Annotated in this window: 17 protein-coding genes; 13 read left to right on the plus strand and 4 right to left on the minus strand. The window is 58.2% G+C overall.

Going from position 1 to position 18,484, the window contains the following annotated elements:
• Positions 1 to 56 precede the first annotated feature (56 nt).
• Positions 57 to 1,979, plus strand: a complete 1,923-nt coding sequence (locus LG409_RS03545; RefSeq protein WP_227407625.1) for an FAD-binding and (Fe-S)-binding domain-containing protein — start codon at positions 57 to 59, stop codon at positions 1,977 to 1,979.
• Between the two features lie 28 nt (positions 1,980 to 2,007).
• Positions 2,008 to 2,532, plus strand: coding sequence for a gamma carbonic anhydrase family protein (locus LG409_RS03550; RefSeq protein ID WP_227407626.1), 525 nt, complete (start codon positions 2,008 to 2,010; stop codon positions 2,530 to 2,532).
• A gap of 78 nt (positions 2,533 to 2,610) precedes the next feature.
• Here the strand turns inward: LG409_RS03550 and LG409_RS03555 are convergent, their stop codons facing one another.
• The gene (locus LG409_RS03555; protein WP_227407627.1) at positions 2,611 to 4,302 is read right to left on the minus strand and encodes an L-lactate permease; all 1,692 of its coding nucleotides are present in this window, start codon (positions 4,300 to 4,302) and stop codon (positions 2,611 to 2,613) included.
• 375 nt (positions 4,303 to 4,677) lie between these two features.
• On the opposite strand from LG409_RS03555, the gene LG409_RS03560 reads away from it, so the two are divergent.
• From LG409_RS03560 to LG409_RS03570, 3 genes are all read left to right on the plus strand, one after another.
• Positions 4,678 to 5,373 (plus strand): glutathione S-transferase N-terminal domain-containing protein, encoded by a 696-nt coding sequence (locus LG409_RS03560; RefSeq protein WP_227407628.1) that lies wholly within the window; start codon positions 4,678 to 4,680, stop codon positions 5,371 to 5,373.
• Between the two features lie 88 nt (positions 5,374 to 5,461).
• A complete protein-coding gene (locus LG409_RS03565; protein ID WP_039175401.1) occupies positions 5,462 to 6,151 on the plus strand; it encodes a glutathione binding-like protein in 690 nt (229 codons plus the stop codon).
• A 176-nt stretch (positions 6,152 to 6,327) separates the two neighbouring features.
• On the plus strand, positions 6,328 to 6,684 hold the full coding sequence (locus LG409_RS03570; RefSeq protein WP_016916200.1) for a phasin family protein: 357 nt from the start codon (positions 6,328 to 6,330) through the stop codon (positions 6,682 to 6,684).
• 62 nt (positions 6,685 to 6,746) lie between these two features.
• On the opposite strand, the gene uraD is transcribed toward LG409_RS03570, so the two are convergent.
• The gene (gene uraD, locus LG409_RS03575) at positions 6,747 to 7,289 is read right to left on the minus strand and encodes a 2-oxo-4-hydroxy-4-carboxy-5-ureidoimidazoline decarboxylase (RefSeq protein WP_039175405.1); all 543 of its coding nucleotides are present in this window, start codon (positions 7,287 to 7,289) and stop codon (positions 6,747 to 6,749) included.
• A gap of 124 nt (positions 7,290 to 7,413) precedes the next feature.
• On the opposite strand from uraD, the gene uraH reads away from it, so the two are divergent.
• From uraH to LG409_RS03615, 8 genes are all read left to right on the plus strand, one after another.
• The gene (gene uraH, locus LG409_RS03580; RefSeq protein ID WP_081136265.1) at positions 7,414 to 7,767 is read left to right on the plus strand and encodes a hydroxyisourate hydrolase; all 354 of its coding nucleotides are present in this window, start codon (positions 7,414 to 7,416) and stop codon (positions 7,765 to 7,767) included.
• Between the two features lie 11 nt (positions 7,768 to 7,778).
• Positions 7,779 to 8,978, plus strand: a complete 1,200-nt coding sequence (locus LG409_RS03585; RefSeq protein ID WP_193461049.1) for a urate hydroxylase PuuD — start codon at positions 7,779 to 7,781, stop codon at positions 8,976 to 8,978.
• A gap of 24 nt (positions 8,979 to 9,002) precedes the next feature.
• On the plus strand, positions 9,003 to 9,719 hold the full coding sequence (locus LG409_RS03590; protein WP_039175411.1) for a GntR family transcriptional regulator: 717 nt from the start codon (positions 9,003 to 9,005) through the stop codon (positions 9,717 to 9,719).
• 448 nt (positions 9,720 to 10,167) lie between these two features.
• On the plus strand, positions 10,168 to 11,805 hold the full coding sequence (locus LG409_RS03595; RefSeq protein WP_096921435.1) for an ABC transporter substrate-binding protein: 1,638 nt from the start codon (positions 10,168 to 10,170) through the stop codon (positions 11,803 to 11,805).
• A 53-nt stretch (positions 11,806 to 11,858) separates the two neighbouring features.
• Positions 11,859 to 12,812, plus strand: a complete 954-nt coding sequence (locus tag LG409_RS03600; RefSeq protein ID WP_039175412.1) for an ABC transporter permease — start codon at positions 11,859 to 11,861, stop codon at positions 12,810 to 12,812.
• 17 nt (positions 12,813 to 12,829) lie between these two features.
• Positions 12,830 to 13,723, plus strand: a complete 894-nt coding sequence (locus tag LG409_RS03605) for an ABC transporter permease (RefSeq protein WP_039175414.1) — start codon at positions 12,830 to 12,832, stop codon at positions 13,721 to 13,723.
• Positions 13,720 to 14,829, plus strand: a complete 1,110-nt coding sequence (locus tag LG409_RS03610) for an ABC transporter ATP-binding protein (RefSeq protein WP_227407629.1) — start codon at positions 13,720 to 13,722, stop codon at positions 14,827 to 14,829. Before LG409_RS03605 ends, LG409_RS03610 begins: the two co-directional genes overlap by 4 nt.
• Positions 14,826 to 15,860: an ABC transporter ATP-binding protein gene (locus LG409_RS03615; RefSeq protein ID WP_227407630.1), complete on the plus strand. Its 1,035-nt coding sequence runs from the start codon at positions 14,826 to 14,828 to the stop codon at positions 15,858 to 15,860. The genes LG409_RS03610 and LG409_RS03615 overlap by 4 nt, the downstream gene beginning before the upstream one ends.
• Before the next feature lie 76 nt (positions 15,861 to 15,936).
• Here the strand turns inward: LG409_RS03615 and LG409_RS03620 are convergent, their stop codons facing one another.
• Both LG409_RS03620 and LG409_RS03625 read right to left on the minus strand, forming a co-directional pair.
• Positions 15,937 to 17,307, minus strand: coding sequence for an NCS1 family transporter (locus tag LG409_RS03620; RefSeq protein ID WP_039175416.1), 1,371 nt, complete (start codon positions 17,305 to 17,307; stop codon positions 15,937 to 15,939).
• Positions 17,308 to 17,466: 159 nt separating this feature from the next.
• A complete protein-coding gene (locus tag LG409_RS03625) occupies positions 17,467 to 18,225 on the minus strand; it encodes an aspartate/glutamate racemase family protein (protein ID WP_039175418.1) in 759 nt (252 codons plus the stop codon).
• Positions 18,226 to 18,484: the final 259 nt, after the last annotated feature.

The following is an 18,484-nucleotide window of genomic DNA, read 5'->3' on the forward strand; positions in this document are numbered from 1 at the left end:
GTATCTCACGGTGCAACGGAAAGACCGACAGGCTGCTAGGCAACTTGAATGAGTTGATGAGTGATTTAGGGCTGCCCGGCAGCGTGGTGAATATGCCGGAGGCGGCCGAGCAGAAAGCGCTGTGGAACGTGCGCAAGGCTGGGCTCAATATCATGATGAGCATGAAAGGCGATGGCAAGCCGGTCTCTTTCATCGAAGATTGCGCCGTTCCCCTCGAGCACCTTGCCGAGTACACCGCCAAGCTCACCGAGGTGTTCAATCGCTATGGCACGGAGGGCACCTGGTACGCCCATGCGGGGGTCGGCACGCTGCACGTTCGCCCCATTCTGGACATGCGCCGCGACGGGGCGCAAAAAATGCGTGAAATCGCAGAGCTGGCCTCTGCGCTGGTGCGTGAGTACAAGGGCGCGTACTCGGGTGAGCACGGCGACGGTATTTGCCGTGGCGAGTGGGTTGCTTGGCAGTTTGGCGAGATCATCAATGACGCTTTCCGCGAAGTGAAACAGCTCTTTGATCCGCAGAACCTGCTCAATCCTGGAAAAATCGTCGATACGCCGAAAATGGATGACGAGCGCTACTTCCGGTTTCCCTCCACCTATCAGCGTATTCCGATGACGCCGGTATTCGATTGGTCCTCCTGGAACGTGAAGCGAGATCCGCTCACGGGGGAGCAGACGCCTCCTGGCAGTGCCGGAGACACCACCCATGGCTTGGCCATGGCGGTCGAGATGTGCAACAACAACGGCCACTGTCGCAAGTTCGATGCAGGCACCATGTGCCCAAGCTACCGCATCACCAAAGAAGAGCAGCACCTGACCAGGGGTAGGGCAAACACGCTTCGGCAGGTGCTCTCGGGGCAGTTGGGGGATGAAGGACTTGCCAGCGATGAGGTGAAAGAGGCGCTGGATCTATGCGTTTCCTGTAAAGGGTGCAAGCGCGACTGCCCCACGGGCGTTGATATGGCCAAATTCAAGATAGAAGCACGGGCGGCTCGGGTGCGCGCCAAAGGCCTCACATTGCGTGATCGCATGGTTGGCGAAATGCCCCGTTACGCCCCTTGGGCTAGCCGGTTCTCAGGTTTGGTGAACGGTATCGAACGGGCTCCCTGGCTGGCGAAGCGCATCAAGCAGGCGCTCAAGCTGGCCCCGCAAAGAGCGCTTCCCGCGTTTAACGGCAACTTTCTGGCGACGGCGGACTCTTCGGCAACCGCTGAGAGGCCAACTGCGGAGAGGCCAATTGCAGAGAAAGAAGTCCTGCTGTTTGTGGATACCTTCAATAACTACATGGAGGGCGACAATGCGTCCGCTGCCAAGCGAGTGCTGGAGGCCGCTGGCTATCGCGTGCATCTCAATGTGACCCAAGGCCAGCGGCCGCTCTGCTGTGGCCGCACCTACCTCTCTTCGGGCCAGTTCGAGAAAGCCAAGGCCGAGGCACAGCGCACGCTGGACTTCCTGATGCCGTTCGTGGAGCGTGGCGTGGCCGTGGTGGGGTTGGAACCCTCATGCTTGCTCAGCATGCGTGATGAATTCTTGCAGTATGGCTTTGGTGAACAGGCGCAGGCACTGTCGGAAGCTGCCTATCTGTTTGAGGAATTTTTGCTACATGCTCACTCGACAGGAGAGCTGTCGTTAACGCTCAAGCCCATGGAAGGCCGGCGCGTGATGCTGCATGGGCACTGCCACCAGAAAGCGTTTGATGCGTTGCGCCCGGTAGAGCAGGTGCTGAACTGGATTCCTGGCGTGTCAGTCGAGACGATCGAGTCGTCCTGCTGCGGCATGGCGGGCAGCTTTGGCTATGAAGCCGAACACTACGAAGCCTCGATGAAAATGGCAGAGCTGACGCTGTTGCCTGCCGTGCGAAGCGCAAACAAGGAGGCGGTGTTAGTGGCCGATGGCACCAGCTGTCGTCATCAAATTCAGGATGGCAGCGGGCGCGAAGCGATTCACGTTGCTCGCCTGCTGGCTCAGGCGCTAGCCTGATAGCGACAACCAACAAAAGGAGCGTTACGTGGCCATCTATCAATTTGGCGAGCATCAGCCCGCTATTCATGAAGACGTATACATTGCCGACACGGCGGACGTCATCGGTCAGGTTACCCTGAAGGCACACGCCAGCGTGTGGTATCAGGCGGTACTGCGCGGCGACAGCGATCATCTGGAAATCGGTGAAGAGAGCAACATTCAGGATGGCGCCGTGCTGCACGCGGACCCCGGCTACCCGCTGAAGGTGGGAAAAGGGGTGACCGTCGGGCACCAGGCGATGCTGCATGGCTGTACCGTGGGGGATGGCTGCTTGATCGGCATTCAGGCGGTAGTGCTCAACGGCGCCGTGATTGGCGAGAACAGCCTGGTAGGCGCGGGAGCCTTCATCAAGGAAGGGGCGGTCTTTCCGCCAAACTCGTTGATTGTCGGCTCACCTGCCAAAGTGGTCAGGGAGCTGTCGGCAGAGGCGGTGGAAGCGCTGAAGCTGAATGCACAAAGCTATGTGATACGGGGCAAGCAGCACGCTGACTCGCTCAAGCGCATCGATTGAGCCTGCCTGTACCTGAAAACGCCCACCCCCAGGCGTGGCCTAGGGGTGGGAGAGGGTGTCTGAGCCCAGCTGAGGTTGTTACATCAGCGGATCAGTGATACCCAGCACATAGAACGCGACCAGCGCGATGATACCGGTGAATACCAGGTAGTAGATGGTCGGAATGATCGTTTTACGAATCGTGGTGCCTTCGCGGCCCAGCAGGCCAACGGTTGCCGAGGCGGCGACCACGTTGTGAATCGCGATCATGTTACCCGCAGCAGCACCCACCGCCTGAAGCGCGACCATGACGGCCGTTGAGAGCCCCAGAGTTTGCGCAATGCTGAACTGGAACTCGGCCAGCATCAGGTTGGAAACCGTGTTGGAACCGGCGATGAAAGCACCCATGGCACCCACGGCGGGGGCAAAGAAGGGATAGACACCGCCAACGCTGTTGGCAACCGCCTGGGCCATCATGACAGGCATGGACACCAGGTCTGCGCCGTTGACGCCCGAGTTGATCAGGATACGCACCATCGGCACGGTGAACACGAGGACGAAACCCGCACCAAAAATGGTTTTGGTGGATTCCGAGACGGCTGCGCTCATCTGACGCGGGTTCATCTTGTGCAGGAAGTAGGTGATGAACACCACGGCCAGAATGATGCCGCCCGGCAGATAGAGCGGCTGTATGCCGCCGCTGACGCCTGCTTCACCGAAGATGTTGGCCCAGTTCAGGTTCACGGAAGTCAGCGCCACGCGCAGCGGCTCGATGGTGCGAGAGGCCACCAGGAAGAGCGCCAACAGCACATAGGGAATCCAGCCCTTGAGGGTCGAGATCGGTGCCTTGCCTGCGACATCGTCCAGCTTGATTTGCAGGTTGCCGACCCACTCGTCCGGCCAGGAGGTGGCTTCCGGGAAGTCCCAGGTGTCTTTCGGTAGCAGGAACCCTTTACGCGCAGCAGGAACGACAATGGCCAGGCCGACCATGGCACCGATCATCGAGGGGAACTCTGGCCCCAGGAAGACGCCTACCAGCATGTAAGGAACGACGAACGCGATGCCCGTGAAAATGGCGAACGGAGCAATGGACAGCCCCTCTTTCCAGGAGCGGTTGGCGCCAAAGAAGCGCACCATGATCAGCACCAGAATCAGCGGCATGAGAATACCCACGATGCCGTGAGTGATTGCCGTGGTGCTGGTGACCTGCTGGAAGAACGCTTCCCAGGTGGAGCCGTTGGCTTCCAGTTGCGCCGTGATGCCGGCACGGTCGAGGCCGCTGCCCACGCCCACCACAATCGGGGTGCCCACTGCGCCAAACGATACCGGGGTCGACTGAATCATCATGCCTACCACGACGGCCGCCAGCGCCGGGAAGCCCAGGGCGACCATCAGCGGTGCAGCCACCGCAGCGGGGGTGCCAAAGCCTGAGGCGCCTTCGATAAAGCAGCCAAACAGCCACGCGACGATCAGCGCCTGCACGCGGCGGTCCGGGCTGATGCCTGAAAAGCCGTTACGGATGGCCGTGATGCCACCGGAGTGCTTGAGGGTGTTCAGCAGCAGGATGGCGCCAAAGATGATCCACAGCAGGCCAGCGGTCTGGATCAACCCTTGAACGGTGGATGCCGCGACACGGCTGAACGACATGTCCCATGCAGTCAGGCCGATAATGGCAGCGGTGAGGAAAACGATCGGCATCGCTATCTTGGCGGGAATCTTAAAGCCTATGAGCAATATCCCGGCCAGCAACAGCGGCAGAAATGCCAGAAGAGCTAGTATATTTTCATTCATGGGAGGAACGGCCCCTTGTTATTGATTTGGTGTGCTCCGCGAAAGCCAACGCATCATTTTCAATGATAGTTGGGACAGCGTGAAAGATACGGTCAGGCGCCTGGAATGACTATATTGGAAAATTGGTCTTACCAGTAAAAGGGGCTTTTTCGGCCGCGTAGCGAGGCGTTTTTTTAATATCAAGTGACTGTTATTCATTGCTTTTTTAGCGCTGCAAAGAAGCGCCGAGTCGACACCGTTATTAGACTAATAGACAGTTCAGTCAAGGAGGAGAAAGGCAGTACACAGAGGAGGGATGTTCTAGGCCTATCGCGTATGCTGTGACGGCGTATAGTGTAGGTGCACTCTTTACCTCTTTTCAGGAGTCGTTCGACCATGGCCATCACGCTTTATGATTTGTGCGGTCGCGATGATCGCTTGAGATTTTCTCCCTACTGCTGGCGCGTGCGCATGGCGCTGGCCCACAAAGGGCTGGCATACACTACGGTGGCTTGGCGGTTTCAGCAGAAAGAGGCGCTGGCATTTGCCCACTACGACAAGGTGCCGGTGTTGACCGATGGTGACACGGTGGTCACCGACAGCTTCGATATCCTGCGCTACCTGGATACCACTTACCCTGAGGCGCCGGTGCTGGGCGATGGGCTGGGCTTGCAGCGTGTCACGTTGTTCAAGCAACTGGTGGATCGCAGCATTACGCCCGCGCTGTTTCGTATCGTGGTGCTGGATCTGCTGGAAGCCATCCACCCGGAGGATCGGGAATACTTCCGCACCACCCGTGAAGCGCGCTTTGGGGCCAGCCTCGAGGCGGTTCACGACCCTGAGAAAGGCCGCCAACAACTGCATCAGGCGCTGGTGCCCGCCAGTGCACAACTCAAGGAAACCCCTTTCCTCGATGGTGACTCCCCCGCTGGGGCAGATTACCTGCTGTTCGGCAGCATGATGTGGGCCTATAGCGTCTCGACCGAAACGCTGGTGGAGGAGCGTGACCCCGTGGCCGGCTGGTTCCAGCGCATGCTGGCGGTGCACGATGGCGTGGCGGGCAAGGCCATGACCATTCGTGATCTATACTAGGCTAAGCGGTACTCGCCGCTGACACTCACAGGCAACATGAAGGGGCAGGCCCTGTATGGGGACGCCCTTCATGGACAAGGAGATGGCAATGATTGACCTGTATTACTGGACAACGCCCAACGGCCACAAAGTCTCCATCATGCTTGAAGAAGCAAAGCTCGCTTATCGCGTAAAGCCCATCAATATCGGGCGTGGCGAGCAGTTCGACCCCGAGTTCCTGGCCATTGCGCCCAATAATCGCATTCCTGCCATCGTCGACCATGCCCCGCGCGACGGGGGGCAGCCCATGGCGCTGTTCGAGTCAGGGGCGATTCTGGAGTACCTGGCAGACAAGAGTGGCCAGTTCCTGCCAGCAGAAGGGCGCGAGCGTTATGTGGTACTGCAGTGGCTGCACTGGCAGATGGGTGGGCTAGGCCCCATGGCCGGGCAAAATCATCACTTCTGCCACTATGCGCCCCACAAGATCGACTACGCCATCGAGCGCTACGTGCGTGAAACCAATCGGCTTTATAGCGTGCTGGACCAGCGTCTTTCCCAGCAGCACTATGTGGGCGGCGACCGTTACTCGATTGCCGACATGGCCATCTACCCATGGATCGTGCCCTGGGAAAAACAGCGCCAGACCCTGGAGGAGTTTCCCGACCTGGAGCGCTGGTTCGAAGAGCTTTCTCAGCGTCCCGCCATTCGCAAAGCCTATGCATTGGTCGAGGATGTGAACCCCCAGGCAGGAGCGCCCATGGATGACCTGGCGCGTAAGCACTTGTTCGGAAACCGCTAATAATGATTAACCGCGAGTGAGTCATCGATAATGGCGATGCAGCGTGCGTGAAGGTGAAAAATTCATGTTGCGCTGCACAAAAAGCGCTGCTAGCTTTGATATTAGCAACGGCAACCGCCTATCAAGATGCGCCGTCGAGCGCATCGTACCGCTAGCTCACTCAAGGAGATTTAGTGATGAACAAGACAGCAGAAAAAACCAGCCAGCAGTTCGAGTCCGTGTTTGTTTCACCCATGCGCTCTTACACACTGGCAGCGCTGGACTACTACGAGCAACTGGTCGGCGCTCAAATGGATGCTGCACGCGCCTATTCCGACATGACCATCGCCCAGGCGCGCACCTGGCTCGACGTCAAAGACGCAGATAGCTTCAAGAAAGCCATGGAAAGCCAGCAGAAAGCGGCCAGCGACATGATGGAGCGCATGAAAGGTGACTCCGAAAAAGTGACCTCTATCAGCCAGGGCTTCCTGCAGGAAAGTCAGAAAATGGCGGAAGAGACCACCAAGAAAGCAGCCGATACTGCCAAATCGTAACGGTTGCTCCATGAAAATGCCGCGCCCTGAAGCGCGGCATTTTTTTATCCGAAGAGCGGGCGTTAGGTGGCGTCGCCTGCACGCGCTCTCAGCCGAAACCGTGCAATCCTGATGATTTGCTCGATGGCCGTTTTTCTTTCTTGTGCCGGATCGTTGTTCAACCGCTTTTCAAAGGCCTCCAGAATGGCATAGCGGTCCAGGCCCTTGACGGCAATCACGAAGGGAAAGCCAAATTTTTCCTGATAGGCGGCGTTCAACTGCTCGAAGCGGGCAAACTCTTCCGGTGAACACTGATCGAGCCCAGCACCGGCCTGTTCGCTGGTAGAGTCGTGGGTCAGCTCCCCGGCCAACGCGGCTTTGCCGGCCAGGTCAGGGTGTGCCTGAATGACGGCCGTCTGCTGCTCGGGGGATGCCTGTTGAAGCATCTTGCCCATCAGTTCGGCCAGCGCATCCGGGGCGTCGTGAGCCTCTTTCAGGCCGTGTTGCCAGGCAGCCTTGGCCACCCAGGGAGAGTGTTCATAGACATCGCCATAGTGGGCCACGAAGGTTTCCAGGCTGCTTTGGCTCGGGGCAGGGGACAATCGCAAAGGCGTTTCAGTCGGCACAAGGGTTCTCCAAGCGTGCGAAAAGGGAATTGCTGTATACAATAAATAGCATCAACGGTACTCTTTGACCAATAGGTCAAACCTGCCAACAACACCAATAACCCTGCCAATATGAGGAGTGACGATGGGACGCTTGACTACCCACGTGCTGGATACCGCCAAAGGGCAGCCCGGTCAGGGCATCATCATCGAGGTCTTTCGGTTGACCGGTGGCCAGCGCGAGCCGTTAGCGACCACCGTCACCAACAGCGACGGCCGCTGTGATGCGCCGCTGTTGGAAGGCGAGGCGCTGACCGCTGGCGAATATGAGCTAGTGTTCCATGCGGGAGACTATCTACGCCAGCAGGGGGTCGAGGCTGCCGAGCCCCGCTTCCTGGACGTCATCCCGCTGCGCTTTGGCGTGGCCGATGCCAGCCAGCATTACCACGTACCGCTGCTGCTCTCGCCGTATGGCTACTCGACCTATCGCGGTAGCTGAGGGGGCTTCACATGCAAGCGTACACTATCGAATTTGCCAACCTGCTGCTGCGCTGGCTCCACGTGATCGCCGCCATTGCCTGGATCGGAGAGTCGATCTATTTCGTCATGCTGGATAACAGCCTGCGCACGCCCAAGGCTCAGGAAGATCGTGACAAGGGTGTGTTTGGTGAGATGTGGGCGGTGCATGGCGGTGGTTTCTATCATAACCAGAAATACGCCACGGCCCCTGCCAAGCTCCCCAACGACCTGCACTGGTCGTTCTGGAAAGCCTACACCACATGGCTCTCTGGCTTTGCGCTGTTCGTCATTCTTTATATGGTCAATCCGGGTTTCTACCTGGTCAACCCCAACAGCAACTGGGCCTGGGCGGCCAACCTCACCGGATGGCAAGCCAACCTGCTGGCATTGAGCTTCCTGCTGGGCGGCTGGGTGGTCTATAACGAGCTCTGCAAGCGTATCAGCCCGGATATGCAACGTGACGGCCTGCTGAGCATTGCCGTGGCGGTGATGATGGTGGTCGTGGCGTATTTGAGCACCCAGATGTTCACCGGGCGGGCAGCCTTTCTGCTCACCGGGGCCGTCATGGCCACGGCCATGTCGGCCAACGTCTTCTTCTGGATCATTCCCGGCCAGCGCCGCATGGTCAAGGCCATGAAAGCCGGAGAGGCCCCCAACCCGCTAGATGGCAAGCGCGGCAAGCAGCGCTCGGTGCACAACACCTACTTCACGCTGCCGGTGGTGCTGCTGATGGTGAGTAATCACTACTCTTTTCTTTACTCCCATGAGCAGGCCTGGATCGTCATGGCCCTGTTCATCTTTGCTGGCGCGTTGATTCGTCAGTTCTTCGTGCTGATGCATGCGGGCAAGGTCCAGCCTGCCTATCCTGCGATAGGCGTAGGGCTCATTCTGCTGGCGTTCTGGGTAGCAGCCCCCAGCCCGCGCGCCGCCGTGGAAAGTACCAGTGCGGCCCCCGACCAGGCCCAGATCACCGCTCTGGTGGAGCAGCACTGCACCCTGTGCCATGCGCGTAACCCTGAGCACGCCGGGTTCTCCGCGCCGCCTGCGGGCTACGCCTTCGATCACTGGGAAGAGATACTGGGCCACAAGGCACAGATTCAGCGGGTCGTCGCCACTCGCTACATGCCGCTGGGCAATATCACCAACATGAGTGACGAAGAGCGCGATATCATAGCGGCCTGGGAGGAGTAAAACGGTTCGCAGAGAGGAGACCCCATGAGCGAAGCGCAGACGGCGTTGAAACGGCGGCCCACGGAAAAAGAGGGTGACGAGCGCCACGAAGCCATTTACCGAGCAGTGAGCGATGCCATCGTGGAGCAACGCCTCAAGCCGGGTGCCCGGCTGCGCGAAGATGCCCTGGCAGAGGTGTTTGGCATCAGCCGCACGGGGATCCGTAAAATCCTGCAGCGGCTGGCGCTGGAGCAACTGGTGACCCTGACCCCGCGCCGTGGGGCCAGCGTGACGCGCCCTACTGCCGATGAAGCCAAGGACGTGTTCGATGCACGCCAGCTCATCGAGTGCGGCTTGATGCCGGACGTGGCAAGGCGCATGGATGCGAAGGCGGCTGCCGAGCTGCGAGACATGGCCAAGCAGGAGCGACAGGCCCTGCGCAGTGGCCAGCAAAGCGTGGCCATCCGTCTCTCGGCCGATTTTCACGTGCGCCTGGCGCAGCTCTCCGGCAACGCCACCCTGGCGGAATTCGTCGAGCGCCTCTGCTCACGCTCTTCACTGATCCTCGCCGTATATGGTCATCGCGGCCACCTGGGCTGCGAGTCCCACGACCATGACGACCTGATCGGCTACCTGGAAGCAGGCAATGGCGAACGTGCCAAGGCCTTCATGAGCCGTCACCTCAAGGCCATCGAAGCGTCGCTGTCGATAGTCGAAGAGAAAAGTGATACGCCCGACCTGCGTGAAGTCTTTCGTCTTTGAACTCTATCACCGCAGGGCCTGATCACCGCAGTGCCGGGTAGGCGTCGAGTCGTTTTAAAGCCTGCTGGCGCTGTCCGTGATGCCATTTTCCTCGATGTGTGCTCATGAGTGGCCTTGAATGGGCTGCGTCGGCTGCTGTGGCGCACTATTTTGGGTTGAACGCGTGCTCGCTTGCACCGTTGCAATGCCTTCAAGCCAACAGGTACAGCACAGGCGTCGCGCAGCAATAGCAGCATTGTGTTGTCTTTCATAAAAAGAGGTTCAGGAAGAACTCTCGCTAAATATCTCATGTATACGAAAAATATATTTTTTGTACATTGATTTTTGCTGCTTTTGGCACCGTTTTGATGGTTGGCCTCCTTTTTGGCACTCCTCTTGCACTACTTAAGCACGGTATAAGCATCAGAGCTTTGCTTTCTGCTAAGTAAACAGTAAGGGGACGATTAAAATGGTATACAAGAAAATGGTGGCGACCCTACGTTTCATGCATCAAACCCGACGTACCGCGCTGTTATCGCTGGGCGTAGCGCTTTTCGCAGCCCCAGCCATGTCGGACGAGCAAGTGCTGCGTATCGCGATGACGGCCTCGGATATTCCGCTGACGACCGGGCAGCCTGATAGCGGCTTCGAGGGTTATCGCTTCCTCGGTTACACCATCTATGATGCGTTGATCAACTGGGACATGTCCTCGGCAGAGGAGGTAAGTGGGTTGACGCCAGGGCTGGCGGAAAGCTGGGAGGTCGATGCGGAAGACCAGCGAGTGTGGGTTTTCAATCTGCGTGAAGGCGTGCTTTTCCATGACGGTAGTGAGTGGAATGCCGACGCTGCCATCTGGAACCTCGATAAAATTTACGATGAAGCGTCCGAGCAGTTCGATGCCCGCCAGGCAGGTAACGTCCGGGGCCGTATTCCTTCCATGGATGGCTACGAAAAAGTAGACGACTACACCATTCAGTTCACCACCAGCGAGCCAGATGCATGGTTCCCCTACCAGCTTTCCTTCCTGCTCTTCTCAAGCCCTGCGCAATGGGAAGCATTGGGCGGTGACTGGGATGCGTTTGCCAGCGCTCCTTCTGGTACAGGGCCTTTCAAGCTGACGCGCCTGGTGCCTCGCGAGCGTGCCGTGCTGGAACCCAACCTGGAGTATTGGGATGAAGCGCGTGTGCCTCGTTTGACACGACTCGAACTGATCCCGATGCCTGAATCCAGCTCGCGCACTTCCGCGCTGCTCTCGTCGCAGGTCGATTGGATCGAGTCACCGGCGCCAGATGCCATTCCTCGTATGCAGTCTCAAGGTATGGAGATCACCAGCAACCCTTATCCGCACACCTGGCCTTATCAGTTCTCCATGCAAGAAGGCAGCCCCTGGCGTGATATCAACGTCCGCAAAGCGGCTAACCTGGCAGTGGACCGTGAAGGTCTGGAAGCCATGCTGGGTGGTTTGATGGTGCCCGCAGTGGGTATCGTGGCGCCGGATCATCCCTGGTATGGCGAGCCCACCTTCGAAACCCGCTACGACCCCGAAGAAGCCATGCGGCTATTGGCCGAGAGCGGTTTTGGCCCCGACAATCCCGTCGACATCAAAGTGCTCATTTCGACCTCCGGCTCCGGCCAGATGCAGCCCTTGGCCATGAATGAGTACATTCAGCAAAACCTTGCGGAGGTTGGTATCGACCTCGAGTTTGAAGTGCTGGACTGGGAGTCGTTATTTCCAAACTGGCGTCGTGGCGCTGCGGATGCCAGCAGTCGTGGAGCGCATGCGACCAACATCACCTTCGCCTGGTTGGACCCGTTCTCTGCTTTCTACCGCTTCATGCACTCCAGTATGGCTCCCCCCAATGGCTTCAACTGGGGCTATATGAATGACCCTGAATATGACCGTTTGCTGGATGAAGCGCGTGTCACCTTCGATCAAGCCGAGCAAGACGCCATCCTCGCCGAGTTCCATGCCCGCATGGTCGATGATGCCGCTTGGCTGTGGGTAGCCCATGACGTTGGCCCGCGCGCGATGCAGCCCCACGTCAAAGGGTTCGTTCAGGCTAAAAACTGGTTCCAGGACCTGACCCCCGTCTATATCGAGGAGTGAGTTATGCACGCGGAGTGGCTTGTCAGCCACTCCGCGCATAGCCAGGAGACACGATGAGCACCTACTTCCTCAAGCGAATTCTGTATGTCATTCCGATCACCTTGGCGGTGAGTTTTTTCTGTTTCTCATTGGTCCATCTGTCACCGGGCGACCCCATGGACGCCGTCGTCTCTCCCGATGCGCCCAGTGACGTCGTCGCGATGGTGCAGCGAGCCTACGGCTTTGACCGGCCATTGCCAGAGCAGTTTGGGCGCTGGGTGAGCCGAGCCGTGCAGGGTGACCTGGGCATGTCGGCCGCCAATGGCAGGGCGGTGACGACAGAAGTGTTCAGCGCCCTCAAAAACACCCTGTTGCTCGCCGCTGCTGCGTCAATGATTGGCTTTACCTTGGGGTGCACGTTTGGAGCACTCGCCGGCTATTACCAGGGGTCCATGCTTGACCGCATCGTGACGGGCGTTGCCGTGGGTGGCGTCAGTATTCCGCACTACTGGTTGGGCATGCTGCTGGTGATCATCTTTTCAGTGGAGCTGAGCTGGCTGCCTTCCTCCGGTGCAGGGCCAGGAAGCTCCAGCGATTGGAGTTTCGAGTGGGCCTACCTGCGTCACTTGATTCTACCTGCGGTGACGCTGTCGGTGATTCCCATGGGCGTCGTTACGCGCACGGTGCGAGCCATGGTGGCGGATATCCTGGCCCACGAGTTTGTTGAAGCGCTGCGCGCTAAAGGTTTGGCAGAGCGGCGTATCTTTTTGCATGTCATCAAGAATGTCGCGCCTACTGCGTTAGCGGTGATGGGGCTGCAGTTAGGGTATCTATTAGGTGGCTCAATTCTCGTCGAGACCGTGTTCTCTTGGCCTGGGACAGGGTTGTTGCTCAATAACGCTATTTTTCAGCGCGATTTGCCCATCTTGCAAGGCACGATTTTGATCCTGGCGTTGTTCTTTGTAGCGCTCAATTTAATGGTCGATCTCGTCCAGGCGCGCCTTGACCCACGTATTCAGCGCGGCTGATCGGCTAGGAGAATCTCATGACAACGACCTCTCTTGATGCTTCAGCGAAGGCCGACGTGCAGGTAACCCCAAGCAAAGGGTACTGGGGGCCGGTATTTCGGCGCCTGAGGCGTGACCCTGTGGCACTGGTAGCAGGCATCATCCTGCTGTGTATCCTGGCCATGGCGATATTTGCTCCCTGGTTGGCTCCCATGGACCCGTATAAAACCAGCATGATGTCTCGGTTGCGGCCGATTGGTACATCAGGTCATTGGCTGGGTACCGACGAGCTAGGTCGCGACATGCTTTCACGATTGATCTACGGCGCTCGATTATCGCTATTGATCGGCGTCATGCCGGTGGTGAACGCGTTCGTGATAGGAAGCGCGATCGGTATTGTCGCGGGCTTTGTAGGAGGCAAAACCAATACCATCTTCATGCGCATTATCGATGTGTTTTATGCCTTCCCTGCCGTGCTGCTGGCGATTGCGTTAGCGGGGGCATTGGGTGCAGGCATCATCAACTCGCTATTCTCGTTGACCGTGGTGTTCATACCACCCATTGCGCGGGTCGCGGAAAGTGTGACAACGCAAATACGCAGCGCCGATTACATTGAAGCCGCCCGTGCCAGTGGGGCGGGCAGTTTGAGAATCATCCGCTGCCATGTGCTGGGCAATGTACTCAGCCCCATTTTCGTTTATGCCACCTCGCTCATCAGCGTCAGCATGATCCTGGCTTCAGGTCTCTCGTTTCTTGGTTTAGGGGCCAGGCCGCCGATGCCGGAGTGGGGCCTTATGCTCAATACCTTGCGCGATGCCATCTACGTCAACCCATGGATTACCATTCTGCCCGGCGTCATGATTTTTACGGTATCGATCTGTTTCAACACGCTCAGCGATGGTCTGCGCTCTGCCATGGATGTGAAACTATGAATGCTGAACGTGTTTCGATAGACGCTTCTCCAGCCGTGGCAACACCCTTGGACCCCCGTGATAGAGGAGGAGCTGCCCAGCCACTGTTGAGCGTGAAAGGGCTGCGCAAGCACTTCATTATCAAAAAAGATTTTTTCGGCCGTCCTGTCAGTAAGGTGCATGCCGTTGATGGCGTCGATTTCGACGTTTTGAAAGGTGAAACGTTAGGCATTGTCGGCGAATCAGGCTGTGGTAAATCCACCACGGCACGCCTGTTGATGCAGCTACTGACCCCCGATGCGGGTGAAGTGATCTTCGATGGCGATCCTGTCGGTACGCCTGGCGGCTTGTCGCTGCGCGACATGCGTCGCCAAGTTCAGATGGTGTTTCAAAACTCCTACGCTTCGCTCAACCCCCGTATGAGCGTCGAGGAGTCCATCGCTTTTGGGCCTCAGGTACATGGCCTTGGCAAGAAAGAAGCCAATGCCAGGGCTCGCAAGCTGCTGGACCAGGTCGGCCTGCTCCCGAATCAGTTTGCGAGTCGTTATCCTCATGAGCTTTCCGGGGGGCAGCGCCAGCGCGTCAATATTGCTCGCGCGTTGGCACTTGAACCCAGGCTACTGATTCTTGATGAAGCCGTTTCGGCCCTGGATAAATCGGTAGAGGCTCAAGTGCTCAACTTGCTGGTCGACCTGAAGCAAGAGTACGGTTTGACCTATCTCTTCATTTCCCATGACCTGAATGTCGTGCGATACATCAGTGACCGTGTAATGGTGATGTATTTAGGGCGAGTCGCTGAAATTGGCGAGAGTGAGTCACTCTATCAGGCACCCGCTCACCCTTATACACGAGCCTTGATGTCGGCCATGCCCTCCATGGATCCCGATAATCGCACCCAGGCAGCCCCTCTTGCGGGTGATCCTCCCAACCCGATTGATTTGCCCCGAGGTTGCCGATTCTGCCCGCGTTGCAGCATGGCGGTGGAGGCTTGTCGTGCAGAAGAGCCAGAGCTGAGACCGTTGAAGGAGGGGGCGACGCGCCACTTCGAACACCGTTCGGCTTGTTGCCGGGCAACCGAAGTGCAGTTGCTGGCAACGACATCGAGTGTTGAGGAAGCATCGCTATGACGGCCCATGATCCTTTGAACTGCCAGACATCTTCTGAGCCATCCCCGCAGGCGCTGACCTCCGTTAGCGAGCCATTGGTGGAGGTACAAAACCTGAAAGTGCACTTCAAATCCCCTGGCCGTTGCGTGCAGGCGGTGAACGGCGTTGATTTGACCCTTGCCAAAGGCGAGGTACTGACGATTCTGGGGGAAAGTGGCTCGGGCAAGAGTGTGACATTACGCGCGCTGATGCGGTTGCTGCCCGAACGAAGAACGTCCATGGAAGGCCATGTGACAGTAGCCGGGCAAGATATCCTCGCCATGTCGCGGCGTGAGCTGTCGGCCTATCGGGGGTTTACCACCTCGATGATTTTTCAGGAACCGATGCTCGCGTTCGACCCTGTCTTTCGTATAGGTGATCAAATCGCCGAGACGGTATGCCGCCATGAGGGGGTAAGTCACGCAGAGGGCTTGGCGCGGGCACTGGAACTATTCGAGCTGGTGCGGATTCCATCCGCCAAACGACGCTTGTCCAATTATCCCCATGAAATGTCGGGGGGGATGAGCCAGCGGGCCATGATTGCCCTGGCCTTGTCATGCCGCCCACGGCTGCTGTTGGCGGATGAGCCGACAACGGCTTTGGATGCGACCGTTCAGATACAGATCCTGCTGTTGTTACGCGACTTGCAGCGTGAGTTGGGTATGTCGGTCATTTTTGTGACTCACGATATGGGCGTTGCCAATGAGATTTCCGACCGCATCGCGGTGATGTATGCAGGCCGCGTCGTGGAAACAGGCAGCGTGGATGAAATTATTCGCGCACCACGACATCCTTACACTTTAGGGTTGATGCAGTCGCGTGCTTCTGGTGAGTTAAAAGGTGCGCGACTCAGTGCAATTCCTGGCTCTCCGCCGGACATGGCGTTTCCACCACAGGGCTGTGCCTTTGCACCGCGCTGTTCGTTGGCCACAGAGGAGTGCCGGCAACACGTGCCTCCCGCTAAAGTGCTCGGCCAACAGCATTGGGCCGCGTGCTGGAAAGTGGACGCCTGAACGCTTCAGGGTACGCAAGGAGTATGCTTTCGGAAAGATGCCCGCCACGCAAGGTGGCAGGCAAGGGCAGGGCGGATTACTGAGTGAAGCGCTGGCAAGCGGGCCAGTGTTTCATCAGCAGGTAGTAGGTCAGCCCGGCGGGGATCAGGCTGGCGTACCAGGAGACCGATGAGAAGGCGAGGGCGGCTGCGATGCCGACGACCGTGGCGATCAGTGCGGCCTGGTTGATGCCCTGATAAGGGCCGTTTTCATCGTAGAGTTTGCCGATGTCCAGCGTGCGGCGACGTATGACGTAGTAGTCCACGACCAGGATGGCGAAGATGGGGCCGAGGAAGGCCGAGTAGGTTTGCACGAACAGCTGCAGGCCTGCGGCCGACTCCGGCTGTACCAGTTTCCAGGGGAAGGTCGCAAAGGCCAGCAGACCGACGATCACGGTGGCCACCGGAAATTTGAGCTTGAAGACGTCCATCAGCACGTAGGTGGGCGGCACCACGTTGTTCAGCACGTTGGTGGTCACCTGGGCAAAGGCAATGAAGAGCAGAGTGATCATCAACAGCGGGGTGTTATCCACGGCGTTGGCGAATACCTGAATGGGGTCGGCGGTGCCGGTGGCCTGGGACACCATGTAGCCGATCAAGCCCATGAACAGTGTGCAGGGCAGAATCGACATGGCGTAAATGGTGGTCAACAGCCCTTGTCCGGTGCCTTTTTTATGTTCACGCGAGTAATCGCTTACATTCAGCATCATGGTGCTGTAAATCCCCAGAAACAGCATGGTGGCGCTCCAGAAGGGCATGCCCCAGGAGCCTTCCATGGTGAGCAGGCTGGCCGACAGCTCATCGCCATAGCGCTGCACGGTGGCGTAGAACATGTACATCAGCGAGCAGAGAATAAAAGCGCTGCCGATATTCTCCAGCCACTTGATGCCCTGAAAGCCGAGCACCGAGAGGCCGATCTGCAAAAACTGAAAGGTGATGAAGTAGAAGATCAGGTTGTCGAAGCCGAACAGCGTCGCCGACACCATGTTGAGGGCACCGGCCCCAATCCAGCTCTGGAAGCCATACCACACGATGGCAGGCACGGCGCGCACCAGCCCGGGGATACGCGTTCCGGTGAACCCAAAGGCACTGCGCGCCTGCACCATGAACGGAATGCCGTACTTGTATCCGGCGGCGCCATTGATGGCCAGCGCCACGCCGATCACAAAGCAGCCGATGGCGATGGCCAGCGTGGCTTGCAGCAAGTTGAGCGTGCCCACCACGCTGGAGCCCATGGCGAAGGTGCCAATCGACACGCAGCCACCAAACCAGGCAAGAAAGTAGGAGGTGCGCCCCATGATACGGGTGCTTTGCGGCGCCAGGCTTTCTGCGCCGACGGCTTTGCTGGCGGCTGACTGCGCCGCGTTGGGTGCTTCTTCTGAGGTAAGAGCAGAGGTAGAAGTGCTCATGTTACCGTCCTCGCAAGATTATCGATGTTATTGGTAACCCGGGCAGTAGACTGCCCGGGAGACGCTTGCGGCGTGGCGTGCTGATGCTGATATTCGTCGTGTTGTTATGATTTTTTGTAGGCGTGCTTTCTTTTACGGCCGGTTGCTGGTGTCAGCTCTTCACTGGCGCGTGGGTGGCAGCGTCAGGTCGGAAAAACCTGAAAACTTGCCGGTAAAGGTTTTGCGGCGCGGGTAATCCAGGTCGCCATATTTACTGGTCTGCAAGCCCAGCCCGACGAGCGACTCGGCCAGTTTCAGCGCGGCGCTCACCCCTTCCACCACGGGCAGGCCGACTTCGTGGCTAATGGCCTGGGTCAGGTTGGCCATGCCCCCGCAGCCCAGCACGATGGCGCCAATGCCATCTTCGTCGCGGGCACGGCAGCACTCCTGCACGATACGGCTGAACGCCGCGTCCGGATGATCTTCCAGATCCAGTACGGGGATCTCGGCGGCTCGGATGCGGCGGCAGTGGTGGCGAAAGCCGTACTGCTCCAGCAGGTGCTCGGCGATGATGCCGGTGCGTCCCAGCGTCGTCACAATGGAGAAGCGAGTGCTGATCAGCGTGGCCATATGAAAGGCGGCTTCGGCAATGCCGATCACCGGCGCGCGAGTCAGCTCGCGGGCGGCCAGCAGGCCAGGGTCGCCAAAGCAGGCCACCACGTACGCATCGATACCGCCTTCGCGTTCGCCTTTCAGAACTTCTTCGGCAACGCCTACTGCGCTCACCGCTTCATCGAAGTGGCTTTCGATGGAGACTGGGCCAGCCTCGGGTTGCGTCGCGCTGATGAGGGTCCCCGGTGCTGCCAGCTTGTCGGCGGCTTGACGAATGGTTTCCGTCATGGCCGCCGTGGTATTGGGGTTGATCAGACGTATATGCACGTTCGGATACTCTTGTGTGAACAATATTTTCTATCTTGTATACAAAAATAGGGCGGTTTTTAGCCAAGTGCAAGGGGCTAATGCACTTGATGCTCTCGATATGGGTTGACCAATCGTTCAGGTTTCAATAGCTTGGCTCAGAAGGGGCCGTCAAAGCGTCGAGAACTCAAATGATTAGCCCTGCGCTGCATTGCAGGCGCCGGTTAAAATGACTATTTTGTATACAAACTAAAATGCGCTGCTTCGCTAAAGGAGCCCG

This window comes from Halomonas sp. NyZ770 (assembly GCF_020616575.1).
Taxonomy (GTDB): Bacteria; Pseudomonadota; Gammaproteobacteria; order Pseudomonadales; family Halomonadaceae; genus Vreelandella; species Vreelandella hamiltonii.

Excerpts from the sequence above, each read along its gene's own strand:
- LG409_RS03600 (WP_039175412.1), top strand. The coding sequence starts at position 11,859 with ATGAGCACCTACTTCCTCAAGCGAATTCTGTATGTCATTCCGATCACC.
- LG409_RS03620 (WP_039175416.1), bottom strand. The coding sequence starts at position 17,307 with ATGAGCACTTCTACCTCTGCTCTTACCTCAGAAGAAGCACCCAACGCG.
- LG409_RS03605 (WP_039175414.1), top strand. The coding sequence starts at position 12,830 with ATGACAACGACCTCTCTTGATGCTTCAGCGAAGGCCGACGTGCAGGTA.
- LG409_RS03545 (WP_227407625.1), top strand. The coding sequence starts at position 57 with ATGAGTGATTTAGGGCTGCCCGGCAGCGTGGTGAATATGCCGGAGGCG.
- LG409_RS03585 (WP_193461049.1), top strand. The coding sequence starts at position 7,779 with ATGCAAGCGTACACTATCGAATTTGCCAACCTGCTGCTGCGCTGGCTC.
- LG409_RS03615 (WP_227407630.1), top strand. The coding sequence starts at position 14,826 with ATGACGGCCCATGATCCTTTGAACTGCCAGACATCTTCTGAGCCATCC.
- LG409_RS03555 (WP_227407627.1), bottom strand. The coding sequence starts at position 4,302 with ATGAATGAAAATATACTAGCTCTTCTGGCATTTCTGCCGCTGTTGCTG.
- LG409_RS03610 (WP_227407629.1), top strand. The coding sequence starts at position 13,720 with ATGAATGCTGAACGTGTTTCGATAGACGCTTCTCCAGCCGTGGCAACA.
- LG409_RS03590 (WP_039175411.1), top strand. The coding sequence starts at position 9,003 with ATGAGCGAAGCGCAGACGGCGTTGAAACGGCGGCCCACGGAAAAAGAG.
- uraH (WP_081136265.1), top strand. The coding sequence starts at position 7,414 with ATGGGACGCTTGACTACCCACGTGCTGGATACCGCCAAAGGGCAGCCC.
- LG409_RS03560 (WP_227407628.1), top strand. The coding sequence starts at position 4,678 with ATGGCCATCACGCTTTATGATTTGTGCGGTCGCGATGATCGCTTGAGA.
- LG409_RS03570 (WP_016916200.1), top strand. The coding sequence starts at position 6,328 with ATGAACAAGACAGCAGAAAAAACCAGCCAGCAGTTCGAGTCCGTGTTT.
- LG409_RS03595 (WP_096921435.1), top strand. The coding sequence starts at position 10,168 with ATGGTATACAAGAAAATGGTGGCGACCCTACGTTTCATGCATCAAACC.
- LG409_RS03565 (WP_039175401.1), top strand. The coding sequence starts at position 5,462 with ATGATTGACCTGTATTACTGGACAACGCCCAACGGCCACAAAGTCTCC.